The sequence below is a fragment of the Vibrio sp. 2017_1457_13 genome (genome assembly GCF_030851525.1).
GTDB lineage: Bacteria > Pseudomonadota > Gammaproteobacteria > Enterobacterales > Vibrionaceae > Vibrio > Vibrio metschnikovii.
On the sequence record NZ_VHTA01000003.1, the window covers coordinates 251,801 to 271,284 of the forward strand.

General features: G+C 44.6%; 19 protein-coding genes. 5 read left to right on the forward strand and 14 right to left on the reverse strand.

The features are described from left to right. Positions 1 to 84: 84 nt before the first annotated feature. Positions 85 to 474 carry a DUF2750 domain-containing protein gene (locus tag FKN88_RS05590; RefSeq protein ID WP_040904785.1) on the forward strand — a complete coding sequence of 130 codons (390 nt, stop codon included), beginning with the start codon at positions 85 to 87 and terminating at the stop codon, positions 472 to 474. Between the two features lie 110 nt (positions 475 to 584). On the opposite strand, the gene FKN88_RS05595 is transcribed toward FKN88_RS05590, so the two are convergent. Genes FKN88_RS05595 through sapA form a run of 5 tightly spaced genes read right to left on the reverse strand, consistent with a single transcriptional unit; the run spans position 585 to position 5,823 of the window. Then, positions 585 to 1,373, reverse strand: coding sequence for an ATP-binding cassette domain-containing protein (locus FKN88_RS05595; RefSeq protein WP_154167953.1), 789 nt, complete (start codon positions 1,371 to 1,373; stop codon positions 585 to 587). A 2-nt stretch (positions 1,374 to 1,375) separates the two neighbouring features. Further along, the gene (locus tag FKN88_RS05600; protein ID WP_004395112.1) at positions 1,376 to 2,365 is read right to left on the reverse strand and encodes an oligopeptide/dipeptide ABC transporter ATP-binding protein; all 990 of its coding nucleotides are present in this window, start codon (positions 2,363 to 2,365) and stop codon (positions 1,376 to 1,378) included. Beyond that, positions 2,365 to 3,252 (reverse strand): putrescine export ABC transporter permease SapC, encoded by an 888-nt coding sequence (gene sapC, locus FKN88_RS05605; RefSeq protein WP_154167955.1) that lies wholly within the window; start codon positions 3,250 to 3,252, stop codon positions 2,365 to 2,367. The genes FKN88_RS05600 and sapC overlap by 1 nt, the downstream gene beginning before the upstream one ends. Next, positions 3,239 to 4,201: an ABC transporter permease subunit gene (locus FKN88_RS05610; protein WP_154167957.1), complete on the reverse strand. Its 963-nt coding sequence runs from the start codon at positions 4,199 to 4,201 to the stop codon at positions 3,239 to 3,241. The genes sapC and FKN88_RS05610 overlap by 14 nt, the downstream gene beginning before the upstream one ends. Continuing rightward, a complete protein-coding gene (gene sapA / locus FKN88_RS05615) occupies positions 4,201 to 5,823 on the reverse strand; it encodes an ABC transporter substrate-binding protein SapA (RefSeq protein WP_154167959.1) in 1,623 nt (540 codons plus the stop codon). Before sapA ends, FKN88_RS05610 begins: the two co-directional genes overlap by 1 nt. A gap of 304 nt (positions 5,824 to 6,127) precedes the next feature. Here sapA and FKN88_RS05620 point away from each other — a divergent pair, with 304 nt between their 5' ends. Beyond that, positions 6,128 to 6,685: a DNA-3-methyladenine glycosylase I gene (locus tag FKN88_RS05620; protein WP_154167961.1), complete on the forward strand. Its 558-nt coding sequence runs from the start codon at positions 6,128 to 6,130 to the stop codon at positions 6,683 to 6,685. Positions 6,686 to 6,717: 32 nt separating this feature from the next. Here FKN88_RS05620 and FKN88_RS05625 read toward each other — a convergent pair whose 3' ends face one another. Beyond that, a complete protein-coding gene (locus FKN88_RS05625) occupies positions 6,718 to 7,914 on the reverse strand; it encodes a cystathionine beta-lyase (RefSeq protein ID WP_158143802.1) in 1,197 nt (398 codons plus the stop codon). A gap of 32 nt (positions 7,915 to 7,946) precedes the next feature. Next, positions 7,947 to 9,401: a cardiolipin synthase gene (gene cls, locus FKN88_RS05630; protein ID WP_154167963.1), complete on the reverse strand. Its 1,455-nt coding sequence runs from the start codon at positions 9,399 to 9,401 to the stop codon at positions 7,947 to 7,949. Between the two features lie 335 nt (positions 9,402 to 9,736). Between cls and FKN88_RS05635 the strand changes: the two genes are divergently transcribed. Both FKN88_RS05635 and FKN88_RS05640 read left to right on the forward strand, forming a co-directional pair. Continuing rightward, entirely contained in the window at positions 9,737 to 11,071 is a 1,335-nt protein-coding gene (locus tag FKN88_RS05635) for a sodium-dependent transporter (protein ID WP_154167965.1), read from the forward strand. 266 nt (positions 11,072 to 11,337) lie between these two features. Then, a complete protein-coding gene (locus FKN88_RS05640; protein WP_158138539.1) occupies positions 11,338 to 12,036 on the forward strand; it encodes a TIGR01621 family pseudouridine synthase in 699 nt (232 codons plus the stop codon). A gap of 112 nt (positions 12,037 to 12,148) precedes the next feature. Here FKN88_RS05640 and FKN88_RS05645 read toward each other — a convergent pair whose 3' ends face one another. The 5 genes from FKN88_RS05645 to FKN88_RS05665 all read right to left on the reverse strand — a co-directional run bounded on the left by FKN88_RS05645 (position 12,149) and on the right by FKN88_RS05665 (position 16,916). Continuing rightward, positions 12,149 to 12,781 carry a CDP-alcohol phosphatidyltransferase family protein gene (locus FKN88_RS05645; protein ID WP_004395120.1) on the reverse strand — a complete coding sequence of 211 codons (633 nt, stop codon included), beginning with the start codon at positions 12,779 to 12,781 and terminating at the stop codon, positions 12,149 to 12,151. Next, positions 12,774 to 13,421 (reverse strand): ATP-binding cassette domain-containing protein, encoded by a 648-nt coding sequence (locus FKN88_RS05650; protein ID WP_170904586.1) that lies wholly within the window; start codon positions 13,419 to 13,421, stop codon positions 12,774 to 12,776. The genes FKN88_RS05645 and FKN88_RS05650 overlap by 8 nt, the downstream gene beginning before the upstream one ends. A 3-nt stretch (positions 13,422 to 13,424) precedes the next feature. Beyond that, the gene (locus FKN88_RS05655) at positions 13,425 to 15,083 is read right to left on the reverse strand and encodes an ABC transporter permease (protein WP_306687315.1); all 1,659 of its coding nucleotides are present in this window, start codon (positions 15,081 to 15,083) and stop codon (positions 13,425 to 13,427) included. Between the two features lie 8 nt (positions 15,084 to 15,091). Further along, positions 15,092 to 16,237 carry an ABC transporter substrate-binding protein gene (locus tag FKN88_RS05660; RefSeq protein ID WP_004395123.1) on the reverse strand — a complete coding sequence of 382 codons (1,146 nt, stop codon included), beginning with the start codon at positions 16,235 to 16,237 and terminating at the stop codon, positions 15,092 to 15,094. 235 nt (positions 16,238 to 16,472) lie between these two features. Continuing rightward, on the reverse strand, positions 16,473 to 16,916 hold the full coding sequence (locus tag FKN88_RS05665) for an META domain-containing protein (RefSeq protein ID WP_004395124.1): 444 nt from the start codon (positions 16,914 to 16,916) through the stop codon (positions 16,473 to 16,475). A gap of 207 nt (positions 16,917 to 17,123) precedes the next feature. Between FKN88_RS05665 and FKN88_RS05670 the strand changes: the two genes are divergently transcribed. Then, positions 17,124 to 17,378 carry a DUF1289 domain-containing protein gene (locus FKN88_RS05670; RefSeq protein WP_040904252.1) on the forward strand — a complete coding sequence of 85 codons (255 nt, stop codon included), beginning with the start codon at positions 17,124 to 17,126 and terminating at the stop codon, positions 17,376 to 17,378. Positions 17,379 to 17,570: 192 nt separating this feature from the next. Here the strand turns inward: FKN88_RS05670 and FKN88_RS05675 are convergent, their stop codons facing one another. Further along, on the reverse strand, positions 17,571 to 17,789 hold the full coding sequence (locus tag FKN88_RS05675) for a hypothetical protein (protein ID WP_158143806.1): 219 nt from the start codon (positions 17,787 to 17,789) through the stop codon (positions 17,571 to 17,573). Positions 17,790 to 17,991: 202 nt separating this feature from the next. Further along, a complete protein-coding gene (locus FKN88_RS05680; protein ID WP_199244791.1) occupies positions 17,992 to 19,248 on the reverse strand; it encodes an aromatic amino acid transport family protein in 1,257 nt (418 codons plus the stop codon). Positions 19,249 to 19,484: the final 236 nt, after the last annotated feature.

Consider the following 19,484-nt stretch of genomic DNA (forward strand, 5'->3'; position numbering starts at 1 on the left):
GATGTTGTCGTGGCGGCGCAAACGGAGCTGGCGTAATGATTAAATTACGGTATGATCTTGGGCTTAAAAAAAGCGGAGAATATTATGTCTAATTCACTTAGCGCGGAGCAAATCGCGGCCGTCAATCAGTATGATTCTGAACAGCGTTTAACGTATTGCATTAAGCACATTGTTGCTAATCAGCAAGTCTGGATTTTAAAAGACCAAGATGGCTGTGTGATGCTCAATACTGAAGACGAAGAGTGTGTGCCCGTTTGGCCGCATCGTGAGCTAGCCGAGGCGTGGGCCACTGGCGAGTGGGCAGAGTGTGAAGCTCAGTCTATTCCTCTTAATCAATGGCGCAGTCGCTGGACTCCTGGATTGGCAGATGATGATCTTTCGGTTGTAGTTTGTCCGAATGAGAATGAAGAAGGGGTGGTCTTATTTCCCGATGAATTTGATAGGGAATTGAATAAGCAAAAGTCCGCCCAATAAAGTGAGTTAGAGAACAAAGGCCCAATGATTTGGGCCTTTTGCTTATTCGAGTACGCATTCAATCGTTGATCTTAACCGCTCAATGATACTTTATGTTACCGGCTAAGCCGTTACTTAAAGTTTGGCGCTTTTTGAAAATGGCTTTCAATCATCCGTTGAGTAATAGGATGCTGAGGATCAGCTAAGACTTGTAAAGTGTTACCTGACTCAACAACTTCACCTTCATGCATGACCATGATTTTATCCGTGATATGTTTAACAATGCCAATATGTTGCGAAACATAAATAAAAGACACGCCCATTTCTTCTTGTAACTCTAAGAAAAGGTTGATGATTTGTGATCGCATGGCCATGTCTAAACCGTTTAATGCTTCATCGGCAATGATCACCGAAGGTTGCAAAATCAGCGCCCGAGCCAAACAAACCCGCTGTTTTTGCCCAGTGGCTAACATTTGTGGATAAAAGTAAGCATGTTCTGGAAGCAGTCCTACACGCAGCAAGGTGTCTCTTACGCGATTCATCCGTGCTTCTGGTGTCATGCTGGTATTACGTTTCAGCGGGCCTTCTAAAATTCTACCTATTTGTAGGCGCGGATTGAGCGAGGTATTTGGATCTTGAAAAATCATCCGAATTAATTTGCAACGTGTACTGTAATCTTGATGTGCTAGACGCTCACCATTGACCAAAATGTCGCCGCCGGATGGCTCCACTACGCCTGCTAACATACGTGCAAGAGTCGATTTACCTGAGCCATTTTGACCGATGAAACCAATAGTCTGTCCAGCCTCTAAGCTAAAACTCACTGGCTTGACCGCATGGTGAATGGTTTTACGAAACAGACCAGAGCGATTCACAAAATCTTTCGATAACTGATGAACTTCTAGCAGTGAAGCACTCATGATTATGGCTCCATATTCAGTGGAAAATGACAAGCAAACTTATGGCTTTTAATGAATCGAGTGGCAGGCACTTCGACACATTGACGCTGAGCATAAGGACAACGAGGTCCTAAGCGACAGCCGATCGGGAGATGTTGCAATGGGGGAATGGAGCCTGGCAATGATTGCAGCTTCTGTTTGTGAGGTATCCAATCACTGAAATCGGGCATCGCTTTGAGAAGCGCAACGGTATAAGGGTGCTTAGGCTCAGTCATGATCTTAGGTGTATCAGCGGATTCCACGGATTGACCACAATACATAACAGTGATGCGCGTTGCCCATTGGGTAATGGTGGTTAAGTCATGGCCGACTAACAAAATAGAGGTATTATTGACTTGGTTCATCCGACTGAGTAAACGTAAAATTTGTGATTGAGTAATGGGGTCCAAGTCATTTGTTGGTTCATCGGCAATCAACAATTTCGGTTTTGCTGCAATCGCCATGGCGATCATCACTTTTTGGCATTCACCATCGGTTAGCTCATAAGGGTAGCTTGCCATGATTTTACGATGGTCTTTAATACCGACTTTATGCAGTAAAGCAATGGCTTGTTTTTTCCGCCAAGTAAAACGCTCCCACCAACGCCCTTCAAAGGTACGCGAGGGGATCGATTCAATCAACTGTTCACCGACTTTATCAGAGGGGTCAAGGCAGGTTGAGGGTTCTTGAAAAATCATGGCAATATCACGAGCAATGACTCGTCTGCGTTCACGGGGGGTCAGTTGGAGCAGATCAATATTGCCAAGACGCATCCTATCGGCAGTAATTCGCCAGTTATCTTTGCTCACCCCCACAATGGCTTTAGCGACTAAGCTTTTACCTGATCCAGACTCGCCAACTAAACCTCGAATCTCGCCTTCATTCATGGTTAAGCTCATACGGTCGACCGCTTTAACTAACCCTTGCGGCGTATCAATTTCAATCGTGAGATGGCGAATATCTAACAGCGGCATTATTCCACTCCTGCATTTAAGGCTTGACGGACGCCTTCACCGACTAAGTTAATCATCACCACAGTAAACATAATCGCGATGCCGGGTAGCGTCACCGTCCAAGGTGCTAAGTAAATCAGCTCCACAGAATCACCGAGCATGGCTCCCCATTCGGTACTGGGTGATTGAGCGCCTAAACCTAAAAAACCGAGGGCTGAAATATCTAAAATCGCCACCGACAGCCCTAGTGTGATCTCGGCGGCAATGACCGGTAGTACGTTAGGTAATATGGAATACCACAAGAGATAAATATCACTCGCTCCATCAAGGCGAGCGGCCAAAATATAATCTTTCTCTACCTCGTTATGTACTGCGATATAGACTGAGCGAACAAAACGCGGGATCAGGGCTAAGCCGATAGCCAATAAGACATTAAATTCGCCTGGCCCTAAGAAAGCGACGAAGATTATTGCCAGTAGCAAGGACGGGATGGACATGACCGTATCTAATAAATGATTGAGGGTGCTTGAGAGCAGCCCTTTGGTCATGCCCGCTAAAATACCAATTAAACATCCGATGAGCGCTGCGATAAAGGTGATCAATAATGCAGAACCCAAGGTTGAGCGAGATCCATCAATCAGACGAGATAAAATATCACGCCCGAAATCATCAGTGCCTAAAAAGAATTTGACGGTCCCACTGGGATCCCAAGATGGCGGCATTAATAATTCTCCTGACTGACTATGAGGATCGTGCGGTGTTATCCAATAAGAAGTCAGCGTGAGAAAAAGAACGATTAATAAACACCATAACCCAAACATAGCGAGATTATTGGCTTTAAAACTTCGCCAAAAACGCTCAAATTGGGTCGGGATGTGCTCTTCTTGGTAAATACTATTTGTTAGCATACCACTCTTTCCTTATCAGAGGGTTGACGAGGGTTCCGACGAGGTCTGATAAAATATTGGCGGTTAATACCAATACACCAATCACAATTACCCCGGCTTGCATAGATACGTAATCCTTGTTGGAGAGCGCTTCCAGCAGCCAGCGGCCGATGCCAGGCCAGTTAAAAATCGATTCGGTAATGATCGCCAGCGTCAGCATACTGGAGAGTTCAAAACCAAATTTAGGGATAATTGGTGGAATCGCGTTAGGCAGAACATGTTGGGTAATGATCCGATAATACGATAGCCCCTTAATACGAGCGGCACGAATATAGTTCTGAGCCATCACATCAGAGACAGATGCACGCATTAATCCGATCACTTGAGTGGTTGGCGCTAGAGCCAGCACTAAGCAAGGTAAAATCATATGCTCAATCACACTTTGTAGTGCATAGTGGCGATCCGGCCCTTGCGCAAGAAAGGCATCTATTAATGCAAAGCCAGTTATGGGTTGGATTTGATAAAGTAAATCATAACGTCCGGCAACAGGCAGTGCTTCATAATTGAGTGAGAATAACATGATCATCATCAGCGCGACCCAAAAAATCGGAGCCGAATAACCAGAGATTGAGGTAAAAGAAATTGCCGTATCCACCCATTTTCCTTGCTTCATACCAGCAATGGTGCCGACAGGAATGCCAATCACAAGCGCTAGGGTAAAGGCAATTAAACACAGTTCTAAGGTAGCTGGAAATACGAGCAATAGTTCGTCTATGATCGGCGTGCCATTTTTATTGACGCCAAAATTTAAACGAGCCAGTTCTTGCACATAAGACCACCAGCCTAGCCAGTAATTATCTTGTATCGCATGAGAGCTCGGATCTAATCTGAGTAAGCTATAACCGACTAAGGTTAAAATAAATAAAGTCACCACAAAGAGGTTAAAGCGACGAAACGTATAGTTAAACATTATTCACTTATCCTCTCGATGGTATTGAAAGGTTGCACATTAAATGGACTCAGTTGAAAACCCGATAGTGATGTCGTGTACGCTTTAAATTGTTTGCCATGCGCTAAAGGAATAATTGGAAACTCTTGATTCAGTATATTTTGTGCTTGGGTGTAGAGGTTAAGCCTATAGCGTGGTCGTTCGACTTCTCTTGCTAGATCAAGTAGGAAATCAAAGTCATCATTGCACCACATGGCGACATTAAGACCTGCCCGATTCGCACTACAAGAAAGTAAAGGACGTAAGAAATTGTCCGGATCGCTTGTGTGTCCAATCCAACCTGTCAGCAGTAAATCGACTTCTGTACGTTGTGGCAGTTCACCTCGTTGTAGGCGATCTTCAGCCACCAAGTGCAGTGTAATACCAACCTCGGCCAACTGAGTCTGGATTAATTCTGCGGTTTTTCTTGGACTAGGATTATAAGCCCGAGGTTCATTTGGAACCGACATGGTGAGCTCTAATCCTGAGGTAACGCCAGCTTCACGTAATAGAGCGAGCGCATAGTTACGATCATAGCGAATTTGTACCTTATCTTTTTGATAAGCCCATGAGCTTGGCGGTAGTAGATTATAGGCGATGCTGCCGGTACCGTAGTACACCGAATCTAAGATATTTTGCCGATTGATCGCAAAATTGAGCGCTTTACGTACCCGAACATCATTCAGCGCTGGATGTGAGGTATTCACTGCAATAAAAGCAATATTCATCGCCGGCTTAGATTTGAGAGTGAGGTGTGGCTGATTTTCGATGATTGGCAGTTGACTGGCGATCGGTGACGTTAACACATCACATTCGTGACGCAGTAACTTAGCCAGCGTTCCGGTACCGCGTTGGGAAATATCAAACACCACTTGCTGCATTTTCGCCGGTCCATTCCAATAGTGTGGATGGCGACGTAAACGAATCAGATCAAGAGGTTGATACTCATCCAAATAGAACGGCCCAGTACCGATGGGATAGGTATCAATATTCGCTAATTGATTACTGGCTTGCAGTTGTTGTGCATATTCCGCCGAGAGGATGACCGCGTGCGCTGTAGAGATATTGGCTAAAAAGGTATTATCTGGTCGAGTCAGAGTAAACTTTACCGTATTAGCATCTAACGCCTCGACCTCTTTGAGAGTATTCGTGATGTTTAAGCTCGTAAACCAAGGATAACTTGCATTATTGATGCTATGAAATGGATGCGTAGGATCGATGATACGTTTGAAACTAAAGACCACGTCTTCTGCATTCAGTGCACGGGTTGGAGTAAACCAGCGTGTGGTTTGAAACTCAACGCCGGAACGCAGGGTAAAAATATACTCGGTGCCTTGATTAGTCGCATACCACTCACTGGCTAAGCCAGGTTGAACAAAATGAGAATCAGGATCGATGGTGAGCAAGCTATTATACAATTGTGGACTTAAAGCTTCGGAAGTGATGCCACTATCAACCAACTGAGGGTTAAATGTACTAGGACTACCTTGTCCACAATAGACAAATCCAGATTGGCGGATTTGATGATGTTCGATACTTTCACCACATCCAATTAGCAACATTAGGCCAGATAAGCCTATGGTGTATCGTAATAAACTATTCATAATAGAAGTGCGCATGTGAGCAACGAGGCTAAGCAATATCCCTTTATTCTACTTGAAGTTGTCGTACTATCATACCCAAGTAAAGCGAAGAGCCTCTTTTCTGTGAAAATTGCTGGGTTAGCGAAGAACGCTACAGTATTCGATATTAATCTTGAGCAATCGGCATCGATGTTAAGCGCTAATAACATCATCGTGAAGGTTCATCACTCCTGTAGATTTGATTGCTTTTCGGTATCGGTCATCACAGTATAGCGGAATAATTTTATCCTTTGAGCTAAACCAAACATTCAACGAGTAGGTAACAATGACGAGTAATTTAACCTGTCCATGGGCACTAAAGCATCCTCTTGAGCGTGAATATCACGATACGGAATGGGGCAGGCCAGTCTATCTGGATCGGGTTTTGTTTGAATTTATCACTTTAGAAGGCGCTCAGGCTGGGCTTAGTTGGTTAACGGTATTAAAAAAACGTCAGGCTTATCGACAAGCGTTTGCCAATTACGACTTGAGCGTGTTAGCTCAATACGATGATGCTGATGTTGAATCGATCATGAGCCAGTTTGATGTGATTAAACATCGTGGAAAAATAGCGTCGGTGTTTACTAATGCTCGTGCTGCGATAGCGATACAGAAAGAATGTGGGTCATTGAGCGATAAATTATGGTCTTTTGTTGGCGGAGAGCCGAAGATCAACCACTGGCAAAGCGCAGATCAAGTTCCGGCTTACAGTGAGGAGTCGAGTGCAATGAGCCACTATTTAAAGCAACACGGGTTTAAATTTGTCGGACCGACGACGTGCTATGCTTTTATGCAAGCGGTAGGTATGGTTAATGATCACCTTTTGAATTGCCCATGCCGATAACTAAAGTGTTCAGTTACCGGCAAAACAAGCGTTCAGCAACGAGAGTCCAATACGGTTTGATAGCGTGCAAACCCTTGTTCAAGATCAGCAATTAAATCTTCTACCGCTTCTAAGCCAATATGTAAACGAATTAAAGTCCCGTCAAAATTGGGTCGAGAGACACTTCGTAACTGGGTAAAGCTTTTCGGTTCATTCGCTAAAATTAAGCTTTCAAATCCCCCCCAAGAATAACCCATACTAAAATGTTGCATGCCATCGAGCAGAGCGGTGGTTGCACGAGGATAGCTGGTTTTAAGAACAAACGAGAAAAGTCCGTTGCCACCAGTGAAATCACGTTGGAAAAATTCGTGTCCTGGACAACTGGCGAATGCCGGATGACGAACCTCATCCACTAAAGGATGAGTGGCTAACCAATTGGCCACCGCAAGGGCATTTTGTTGATGTTGCTGTAAACGGACCGCTAAGGTTCTTAATCCACGAAGACCTAAATAAGCATCATCAGGTGAAATGCATTGGCCCATTAAATAGCTATTTTCACGTAATTGGTCCCAATATTCCGCTTTAGCAACGGCAGTACCAAGCATCACATCGGAGTGGCCTACAATGTATTTGGTCGCCGCTTGAATCGATATGTCAACACCATGTTGTAACGCCGCAAACTGGATACCCGCAGCCCACGTGTTGTCCATCATCACAATGATATTATGTTGATGAGCAATGCGAGCCAAGGTGGGAATATCTTGAACTTCCATGGTGATAGAGCCCGGTGACTCGGTAAATAAAATCTTGGTATTAGGCTGGATAAGAGCGCTGATCCCTTCACCAATCATCGGGTCATAATACGTCGTTTCAACCCCAAATTTTTTGAGTATGGTGTTACAAAAATCACGCGTTGGTTCATAACAGGTATCGACCATTAATAAGTGATCGCCGGATTGAACAAAGGCCAGAATTGCGTTACTGATCGCCGCAGCCCCGCAAGGGTAGAGGGCGCAACCTGCACCGTCTTCTAATTCACTCATCGCTTCTTGAAAGGCGAAATGAGTGGTGGTTCCTCGGCGACCATAAAAAAGAGTCTTATTGGCTCGATTCACCGTCGCGTGATGCTTATCGGCAACCGTATCAAAAACAATGGTTGATGCGCGTTGAACCGGAGGGTTGACACTACCTTGTGTCCATTTTTTATCTCGACCAGCAGTGATCAATTGAGTCTTTTTATTGTGTGACATGTCAGAGTCCTTGTCTAAAGTTTCCTAGTCGATTACAGAAGAGGATTGAACAGGTAAAAGACCCGCTCTAAAAAGCGATGACCTAAGGATCGCTTCTCCCACTCACTGGCTTGGACGGCTTGAGATTGGTCGATGTAACTTTGTTGTTGCCAATACAATTGCTGAGTGAACTCTTGATCATCAACGGCTAGCGTGACTTCAAAATTAAGCCATAAGCTGCGCATATCAAGATTAACGGTACCGACTAAACAGAATTTTTGGTCAATAACAACCGATTTAGTATGCAGTAATCCACCATGAAATTCATAAATAGTGACGCCTGCTGCAAGCAATTCTTCGTAAAATGAACGAGAAGCCCATTGCACCATCATTGAGTCATTTTTTTGCGGAATAATCAATTCAACCGTGATCCCACGTTGTGCCGTCATTTTTAACGTGGCCAATAAATCAGCACTTGGCACAAAGTAAGGCGTAGTAATCCGTACGGATTGATTAGCCTGATGCATAGCAAGAATCAATACTTGTAAAATTAAATGCTCGGGCATTCCCGGTCCGGATGGCACGACTTGTATCGGGTGTTGGGGTTGGCTTGTATCGAGTTGACACTCTGGAACATTAGGCAACATCCGCGACCCGGTTTCTACCTCCCAATCCCAACAATGGATAGCTGAGAGGACATTAACGGTAGGCCCAGTGATACGTACCATAATATCAATCCATTGCCCTACGCCAGAGTCTTGCTTGAAAAACGCAGGATCGACCATGTTCATTGAGCCAGTGTAAGCAATGCTATCATCGATAACGATAATTTTACGGTGCTGACGAAGATCTAAACGGCGAAATAGCATCCGCCAAGGACTGACTTGCAGCGCTTCAACCACATGAATGCCAGAACTGCGCATTAATTTGTACCAATGACTACGGAAAAATTTCGGGCTCCCTGCGGAGTCGAGCAATAGTTTTACATCGACGCCGCGTTTAGCTGCTTGAATTAAAGCCGAGCCAACGGCATCCGCTAGACCACCGGGATGCCAGATATAAAACTCCATGCGAATATTATGTTGCGCTTTTTCGATATCAGCGATGATCGAATGGAGGATTTCATTAGGCGAGTTTTGCAGTGAGAGCGTATTGCCGCTTAACGCCGGAATTCCCATGCGACGGTTGCACAGCTCATCAATTTTATAAATATGAGCGCCCATGGTTTCAGGCATATGCGCTTGGCAATCATTGAGCGAACGAAACCATTCACCAAACGGTTTAAACATCTCTTTTGCTCGTTCGGCTCTGGTTCGGCCAAGGTTCAGCTCCCCGAACATGAAGTAACAGATCACGCCGACAATAGGAATGATGTAAATGATCATTAACCAAGCGAGAGAGACGCTCATGGCCTTACGTTTAAGAACAACGCGCAGAGTGACCCCGGCGACCAGTAGCCAATAAATCACGATGCTTGCTAACGTTAAAAAGTGATAAATCTTATCCATATACTCACGGTATTGATTGTTGTCTATGTGGATAGTAAAGGGAAAGCGTCAGAGAAGGAAGGATTGAAAGGTGATATGAAACAGAACTGTACAAAAAAGTGATCGTTAAAAGAAGAATGCGGTGGAGGAACCTAAGATGATCAATGGGTCGAACAAAAAAGCACCAAACAGACTTCATCTTGGTGTTTATTTAGAGCGTTCGGACTTCCAATTTTATAATTAAACTGTTTTACTTGCTATATCCACGTTGATAGTCGTGCTTTGTTTTGGTGTATATTTTTTTGTACACACTAAGGGCGGTTAGCGCGTTTACAATAACATGATGGTATCTATTTATGGCGAGTAGTTCTCGAGGCCAATTCACCTCCCGATTTGGTTTTATTATGGCAGCAGCAGGTTCTGCAGTCGGTTTGGGTAATGTTTGGGGGTTTCCGACTCAAGCTGCGAGTAACGGCGGTGCGGTTTTTTTAATCGTCTATTTACTGATGGTGTTTTTATTGGCGTTTCCTATGCTGGTGGCCGAATTGACCGTAGGGCGTTATGGGCAATCTAACCCGATACGCTCGTTTCGTTCGGTATGGCCAAAAGGCAAGTTCGGTGCCATCTTACTTGGCGTTATCGGCATGGTCGTCGTCTCTTTAATTCTCAGTTTTTACGCGATTGTTGCTGGTTGGTTATTAGGGTCATTATTTGGCAGCAGTTTAGAATTGGTAGGCATAGAGAGTGCTAGCCAATGGTTAACCACTTTTAGTACCGAACGTAACTTAATTCTGATGATGGCTTTTATGGCTCTGACCATGTTTGTGGTCAGTAATGGCGTCGCAAATGGGATTGAAAAGTGGTCGACTCGTCTGATGCCTCTGCTATTTATCCTATTTGGTTTATTGACGGTGTATATTTTCACTCAGCCAGGCGCATGGGATGGGTTAACCATGTACTTAGTACCCGATTTCAGTCATCTGACACCGCAACTGATTGTCAGTGCGATGGGACAAGCGTTCTTTTCTCTCTCATTGGGTGTGTGTGTGATGACCACTTATGGCTCTTATTTGAAGAAAGAGACCAACATCCCTAAAACGGCCGCTCAGGTAGCACTGATTGATACTGGTGTTGCTTTTATTGCTGGTTTGATGATCTTACCTGCGATGTTTGTGGCTAAACATAATGGCGTAGAAATTTTTTCTGCCTCGGGTGAGTTACTCAATTCAGATACCTTGGTGTTTACGGTTTTACCTGCCATGTTTGATACCATGGGCACCGTCGGGACATTAATCGGTTTAGTGTTCTTCTTATTGATGGTCATTGCTGCCCTGACTTCATCAATATCCATGCTTGAAGTGCCCGTGGCGTGTGCCACTGAAGAGTTGCAACAGACCCGCCGCTCGGCGGTGTTGTGGATTGGCGGTTTAGTTACGTTGTTTTCAGCGGTGATTGTCTTTAATTTCTCGGCCTTATTTGGGCTGGTGATTCAATTTACTACCGTTTATTCACAACCAATTATTGCTCTCTTGATCACTTTAATGGTCGGGTGGATTTGGCATCGTAACCACATTCTCAATGAGTTAAAGCAAGGTTATCCAGAAATAGAACAAAGCTGGTTTTGGAAAATTTGGCCTACGTATGTGCGTATCGTCTGTCCTGTGTTGATGTTATTGGTCTTTTTTGCCTAATTGACCTGCTTAATTTTCGCCCTAAACACCGTCTGCCATGACGGTGTTTGCGTTTACGGGGCATTGAATAAGTGATTATGAACTTTCAGCATTTGCTGACGTCTAGCTACTACTCCACTTTGTTCGCAATAGAAGCCTTCGGTTTCGCTTATTAACTAAACCTAGGTGAAACTTAGCCGTTGCTTTATGATCCTCGGTCTCAATTTATTATTTATCTACAGTCTGAAGTCGCCGTAGGTGAATATCGTTTTTATTCGGAAAATACCATGTTTGATATAGTTGTGACGCATACGGATTTTTTAGTCGTTAATAAACACCCTAATGTTTCTGTTCATAAAGATGATGGGGAGACGATGTTGCTGCATGAAGTCGGGCAGCAAAGTGGCGATACACAACTGTATTTGGTGCATCGCTTAGATAAAATGACCTCTGGTTTGCTACTGCTCGCCCGCAATGCAGCGGCAGCCAGTGAATTGTCGCAGGCTTTTGCTAAGCGAAAGGTTGAGAAATATTATCTCGCGATAGGTGCCAAAAAACCGAAGAAGAAACAAGGGTTGATCAGTGGTGATATGCAACGTTCACGTCGAGCCAGTTGGAAACTCGTACCAACGTATGATAACCCAGCCATCACACAATTTTTCTCTTTACCGGCTGAGCCAGGCGAGCGGCTGTTTTTATGTAAACCGCACACTGGCAAAACCCACCAAATTCGAGTAGCACTCAAATCGATAGGCTCGCCTATCGTCGGTGATCCTATTTATTTGCCGACTAGCCAAGCGGATCGTGGGTATCTGCATGCTTTTGCTTTGCGTTTTTCTTTTCAGGGCACACACTTTGAGTTTGTTTGTGATCCAAGAAATGCCCCTCTGCTGGGCGAAAAATGGTCTTCGCCTATGGTTAGTCAAGGTATTGATAACTGGATTAAACCTTGGAATATCCTCTGGCCGGAGATCAAAGCTCGCTAAGCGAAGTGTAGTGATTAGCCGCTATATTAACCGTTGAATAGTGTCGTTCTATTTCGACCAAAACGGATTGCCCCTTAGTGACGCCGTCACTAAGGGGTTGTGTCGAAACGTCTTAATGTGAGTTATTGGTTTTCTCTAATGTTGATAGTGTATGAAAACCAGAATAGAGCCGTGTTCCTGTCGTTATCCAACAAGCCGCTGCGAACAGATAGGCAATCAGTGAAAAATAGTCAGGAAAGAGACAAAATAGAACCAAACAAACGATGGTTTCTGTCCCTTCGGTTAATCCACTCATATAATACAAAGACTTATGCTGATAAACAGGGTTGATGATCCCGTGCTTGCTGGCCATGACGGCAAAAGCGAGAAAACTGCACCCAGTACCAATGAACGAAAAAATCAAAAAAGCGCCCGCAATGCTGTTGGCTTCTGGATTCGCGAGAATAAAACCAAAAGGGATTAACGAATAAAACAGAAAATCTAAGCTAATATCGAGAAATCCGCCTGCATCAGTGAGTCCTTGAATTCGCGCTAATGCTCCATCCAGCCCATCACAAAGTCGGTTAGCGAGGATCAGCCATAAAGCCAAAGTATACTGCTCTAATAATAACGCTGGAAAAGCCAAACACCCCAAAGCAAAACCGAAGAGTGTCACCTGATTTGCGGTCACGTTGAGTTCATCCAATTGTTCTGCCGCATAGGATAAGGGGCGGCGAATAACCGGGATAATGTAGCGATCAAGCATTGAGTTGCTCCTCAGGCCATTGGATTACACGATCACAGTGAAGCACATCTTCTTCATCATGAGTGACCATTAAGGTTGGAATTTGCGAGGCTTTTAACTGTTCAAATACCCACTGGCGAAATTGTATCCGTAGTGTTTTATCTAATTTACTGAATGGTTCATCAAGTAGCGCTAGGCGAGGTTGAGCGAGCAGCATACGCAGCAAACTGACTCTGGCTCTTTGTCCACCCGACAGTTGGTCTGGGAAAGACTCCGCTAACGCGAGTAACGATACGTTCTCTAAAGCTTGTTGCGCTTGTCGTTTGCGATGTTGGCCTTTGACTGCATTGGGTAAGGCAAAGGCTAAATTTTCCCACACATTCAGATGCGGAAATAGCAAATCATCTTGGAACAATAAACCAATTTGGCGTTGATGTGGGCGCAGCGTCGTTAGATCTTGTTGATTGAATGTCATCTCTCCACGATAACGAAAATCGGTGGGTAAATGTCCGGCAATAACATTGAGTAAGGTCGACTTACCACAGCCGCTTGGCCCCATTAGGCTGACGATCTCACTTCGATGAATGGTTAAATCAAAATGGCTTAGCAGTGGCTGGCCATCTGGCTTATATAGGGTAAGGTTTTTGAGATAAAAACTCATTAGTTAACGGCTTCTTGTTAAAGATTGAGGCTGAAAGGCGCGACTAAGAATAATCGCAAGCAAGAAAAAAATGAACGGTAACACGGCTTGCCAAAGAGCATAAATCGCCATTACCCGGCGGTCAAAACCACTGGATAGTGTCACCGCTTCGGTAGTAATGGTAGCGAAGCGACCGCCTCCAAGCATCAGCGTTGGTAAATATTGCGCTAAACTCACACTAACCCCTACCGCCCAAGCGTAGAGCATAGCCGGCCTTAATAAGGGGGCTTTAACTCTACAAAAGATAGACCAATCACTTTTACCTAAACTGGCGGCGATTTTATGGTAGTCAGCAGGGTAGCTTTTCCATGCCCCATCAAGCGCAAGATACACCAGCGGAAAGGCAAAGAAGAGATGCCCCCAAACGACCCATAAGACATAGTTTGAGCCTGAGATCAGTAAAGTGAGAATTTGTACGCCAAACAATAAAGAGAGCGCAGGGACTAGCATTGGCATGACGATCAAATAGGTCGGTACTGAGCGAGGCGAAGCTTGACGATATTCATGAGTCAGAACAGCAAAAAGCAATGCTAGGCTACCACTGACCAGCGCTAAACCAACACTTTGATAGAGAGCGGGGAGCATTGTCGGCCATTCAGCTAGCCAAAATCGCCAACTGTATTCGCTGGGCCACAACTCAGGAAAACGCCAACGCTGAGCAATGCTCCATAACATCATCAGAGGGAAAATACTCAAAGAAATAAAGCACACTAAATAGAGTAAGCTTTTTCCTGGTAAGAATAAGGCGTAACGGCCTGACCACATCCATTGACGGCATAAACCCAAGAGTATGCGTTCAATCAGTAACACCGATAGCAGCATGATACTCGCTAATCCTAAGAGCAGTAACGCGCCAGCGGCGGCGCGGGGAATTTGCTGCAGATCGGCATCACTGAACCATTGCCAGACTAAGACTGCGAAGGTCGGAGGGGTATTCGGACCTAAAATTAGACTGAGATCGACTACCGAAATACCGTAGCTAGTGACGGCAAATAAGGCAAAGCGCATTTTAGATAGCCATTGTGGAAAAACCAACTTACACCAAGCTTGATGAGGTGAGTAGCCGAGAGAGGCCGCAACGGTGAGTAAGGACGGAATGCGTAATTGTTGTACCACTGAGAGGCTCATCAAGAGCAGAAAAGGAACTTCTTTTAATGCTAAGGCGATAGTGAGTCCCAGCGCGTAGGGATCTTGAACTAGCCAAGTGGCACCTTGAGTGGAGGGATGATAGCCCGACATGGAATGGATCAAACGCGAAACCATTCCTGTCGGTGCAAATAGGAAGGCAAAGCCAATCGCAAAAGCTACATGAGGAAGAGCAAGCAGCGCGGATAACGCATGTTCAACCCTTCGCCAATATTGAGAGTGCCAAAGCGAGGCTAAAATAGCAAAACTGATCGCTAAGGCAAGGTAGGTACTCAATAGGGTTGAGCTAAGCGAGAGCAGCAATGAACGTTCAATACCGGTCCATTGCCAAACTTGCTGAAAAGCCTCAACGCCAACACTATTCAATCCTACGGCAGGGATATAACCCAACGCAGAGCTGACGATACCGAGCACTCCAGGAATGATCGGCGCAACGCAAATCAGCAGTACGCCCCAATAAGCCAGTCGTAATCGCATAGTAATCGTTATTGACGATGACCGTAACGACGCTGCCACTCTTCCCCTAACGCAGTTTGCCAACTGGGATGAGGTTCGTCTATTGAAGGATACAATTTCGAACGGCTGGCAGAGCCGCTAAGGTGCTGCCTTTGGATCACGGCAGGGTCACCCCAAATGGCTAAATCCCCTTTACGAGATTGGGCTTCTGGGCTGAGTAAAAAGTTGATTGTCACTAAAGCCCCCGCTTTGGCATTGGCATTCCAAGGGATGGCTAAAAAATGAATATTGGTTAAAGCGCCGTTTTGCATCGCGTAACTTTGTGTACTTTTCGACAGCTTACCCGCAGCCTGAGCGGCAAAAACAGCATTAGGATTAAAAGTAATCGCAAGATCAATTTGTCCATCATCCAGTAATTGGAGCATTTCTGATGAGCCAGATGGAAATTGTCGCCCTGATCGCCAAGCGACGGTGTGCAGTTGATCCAAATAATCCCATAACGGTTTAGTGATGATAGGGAAAGACGCGTGATCAACCGGTAAACCTAATGCAGCATTGTTCGCGGTTAATTCAATCAATAATGCTTTAAGAAAACTGGCACCATGAAATTCAGGTGGGCGAGGGTAAGTAATCCGGTTAGGGTATACCTTGGCATAACTGAGCAACTCTGCGAAAGATTGTGGGGGATTATTGAGCTTTTGGTGGTCGTGAATAAACACTAACTGACCGACTCCCCAAGGGGCTTCTAACCCTTCCGTTGGTTCAGCAAAATCACGATCGACCGGAAGTGATGAGTCGACGATTGCCCAGTTGGGTAGCATGTCAACGATTGGGCCGTATAATAATCCATTATCTTTCATCGACTTGAAATTAGCACCATTGATCCACACCATGTCAACACTACCAGCATCGTGACGGCCTGCGGCTTTCTCTGCGACTAGTCGGCTGGCCGTTTCGGCAATATCAGATACCTTCACATGCACTAAATTGATGTCGTGCTGTTGTTTGAGTTGTACAGCCGCCCAACGTAAGTAGTTGTTAACTTCTTGACTGCCACCCCAAGCATGGAAATAGACCGTCTCTCCTCGAGCTTGTTGGGTGATGTCTTGCCAAGATTGAGCGTGAAGCGCAAACGACAGTAAACTTGCGCAGAGTAGAGCTAGCCAGTTTTTCATTATTATCCTTAATCTCTTTTTCTACTGAGGGTGACAGTGCTATCGGCAATGCGGAGTCATTTTGCTGCAATAACTCGCTGTCCTCGCCCTTTATCGAACCGCCATATCGATCCATTATGAAGGAAAATCATTAAATAAGTTAATCTTCTGTGTAACAAAATTGGCTTAATAAAAAAAGACAGCAAAAAGCTGTCTTTTTTTATTACTCACTGTGAACATGAAAAACCGATGGCTTTTACTTAACCCAATCACTCAACGTGAAAGTAAGTGTATGTGCTTGGTTTTTTAAGGTTAGTGTTTCTTCGGTTAATGTTACGTCATTCCAGTCGCTCAATGATTGAGAGACGAGTTGCTCGGTATCCATAACATCACCGATACACATTTTCATCGTCATGCCCATTCTTTCAATACGCAGTTTGTTATCTTTTAGCTCGGCTTGACCGAAAAAGTTGTTACAGCCGGCATTACCACTGGCCATCATTTTTTCGCCAAACTCGAGTCTTGGTGCGTCATAATGCTCATCCATGACCAACGGCTGCCCATCGATATGAGTCAGTTGCCAATGATGATGTTGCAGTACGTCGGCAGTAATCTCGGTTTTATCTTGGTAACCTGCACAAGCAGAGAGTAAGACAGGTAAGGATATTGCGGCAAGTAGGGCTTTTGAACTAAGCTTCATGTGAGAACTCCTAATCAACAATCGGACATCAAATAGCATCAGGACAACCTAATCACGTTAAGTTGATGAGATGATTGGCATAGAGTATAACGAGCCATGATTAAGTTGTGTTAGCGGACTGTCATGCCTAAAGCGTAGGCGATCATGAGCTAATCGCTAACCGAATTGTTTATGGGGTCAGATAGGGCATAAAACAATGGAGTGGTTATGGAGCAATTGGAGTTTTTCCAGATCCCAAGCCCTTGTGTGGGTGTCTGTAGCGTGGATGAAAAAGGCTATTGTCAGGGCTGTATGCGTAAAAGAGAGGAACGCTTTACGTGGTTAGATATGACGCCAGCTCAGCAACTGCACGTCATTCATCTTTGTCGGCAACGTTATCGGCGCAAACAACGATCGCAGCAAAGTCAAGCCAATAAGAGGATGGAAATGGCTAACGAGGATCGACAAAACGAACTGTTCTAGTCGCTCGGCTTCGTACTTTTAAGCGAATGATATTCGATGAACGGCGGTAAAAAAGTGTCACATGAAATCCATTTCTAATCACACCATAGTTGGCAATACCCTAAGGACGACTAGCTGCACATCCAATCGAGTTCGACGTTTGGCCTTCGCATCGGTAGGGTATCAGCAATAAAGTGGTTCGCGAGAGTTGGACTATTTATTATCCCAGTTATCGCTAACCCATCCACCGGCATGCTCATCAAAATGCAAACCTGAGAAAATCCGTTTCGGTTCTTGTTTCGGTTGACTGGTTTTTTTGTGAATTAATGTATTGATGTATTGCGCCATAGGATCGGCATTGGTGGGAGAGGTGTTGCGTTTTGCAACTTCTTTAATCATTTGCAGACGCGAAGTTGCGCTAGAGCGTTTCATGGAATAGCCTCCTAATGTGATGAAGATTACATTACAAGGTACGACCTGGTTAAATATTAGTCAACAAGTTCTGCGAGTATTTTAACTAAAGTATGACGATGATTGATCTTACCCCTTGATAAATAAATCGTTTTTCTATCACTATAACGCGCCCCTCTCCACCGATGAGATTCCAGTGGAGAGGAGGAGATGTTACCGAGACTTAATGGAGTAAGCGATAAAGCAAAGCAGAGACTGCCATCATGCCAATGGCAAATACAAAGTAAGTGCTTAGGTGTTTTTTATAACCATTGAGAGCGTTAACACGATAGACGGCAATCATGGGCATGATAAATAAAATTAAGGCGATAACGGGTCCAGATAACGCTTCCATCATACCTAAAATACTTGGATTGAGTATTGCCGCCGCCCAGATAGTCAGAAATAGAAATCCTATTCCTAATTTATTCGCCTGAGCGTAATTGAGAGAGCTGTGCTTAGTCAGCAATCCATTTAGGCTCTCACGAGCCCCTAAAAAGTGCCCTAAGAACGAGGAAGTAATCGCAATAAAAGCCACCAGTGGCCCGAGCGTTGCAATAAACGGATTATCAGTCGCGTTTGCCAAGTAAGACAAAATAGATAAGTTTTGCGTCTTAGCGTCAAGGAGTTGCTCTGGGGATAGCGTTAGCACACATGAAAAAACAAACAGCAATACAAAAGCAATCAGCACTATGCTGGTGCGTTTTAGTATATGTTCACTTTTCTTTAAGGCTTGTTGCTGGTAATAGCGTCGCTGCTTATGAGCAAAACTAGAAATAGCCGCAGCATAACTGAATGAAAAAACAATCACCGGCACTGATAGCCAAGCGGTATGAATAAACTCCCCAGCACTCGGCAAAGCAAGAGAAGGCAGATGCCAGCGTGGAATTAAATAGAGTGATAGAGCGGCTAAAATGGCCGCGAGAGGATAAACCATGACGGCGAATGCGCGTAACATGATTTTTTCACCGCCGAGCATAATCGCAATCAACCCACTGACCAGAACACCGGACAGTAACCAACGAGGCAGAGCGCTGAGTTGTGCTTGGTTAACCCAGAAACTATCAACGGTATTGGTCAGTCCCACGCCATAAATCAATAAGATAGGGAAAATAGACAGAAAGTATAACCATGCAATGGCTCTGCCAGCCGTGACTCCAAAGTGTTCTTCAACCACATCCGTAAAGTCACTGTTAGGATAAGCAGAAGATAAGACGAATCTTGCTAGGCCGCGATGAGAGTAGTACGTCATTGGGTAGGCGAGAAGCGCCATAATCAATAACGGCCAAAACCCACCAAGCCCTAGATTAATGGGTAAAAAAAGAATGCCGGCACCGACGGCGGTACCAAATAAGCTGAGTGACCAATAAGTGTCATGTCGGTTCCAAGCGGTCTTTTCTGGAGTGATGCTAAAATGCAATGCTTCTTGGGATTCTTTCACTGAAATTAGAGCCATATAGAAATGATAATGTGGTAAAACTTACCACATTTAGTGGATGAAGGCTTTTTGTGGTAGTGGTCACATTCACTGATTAACCCTCAGTTGTCGGCCCAATGGAACTATGTAAAAGTGAAAATATTGGTTTTTTATTCCGATTTTAATATTTTTATTGGTTTTTAATTTCTATTTTAAGTTAATTTTTAGAGTTGTATGAATTTGAGAACGGCTGTTCTTGA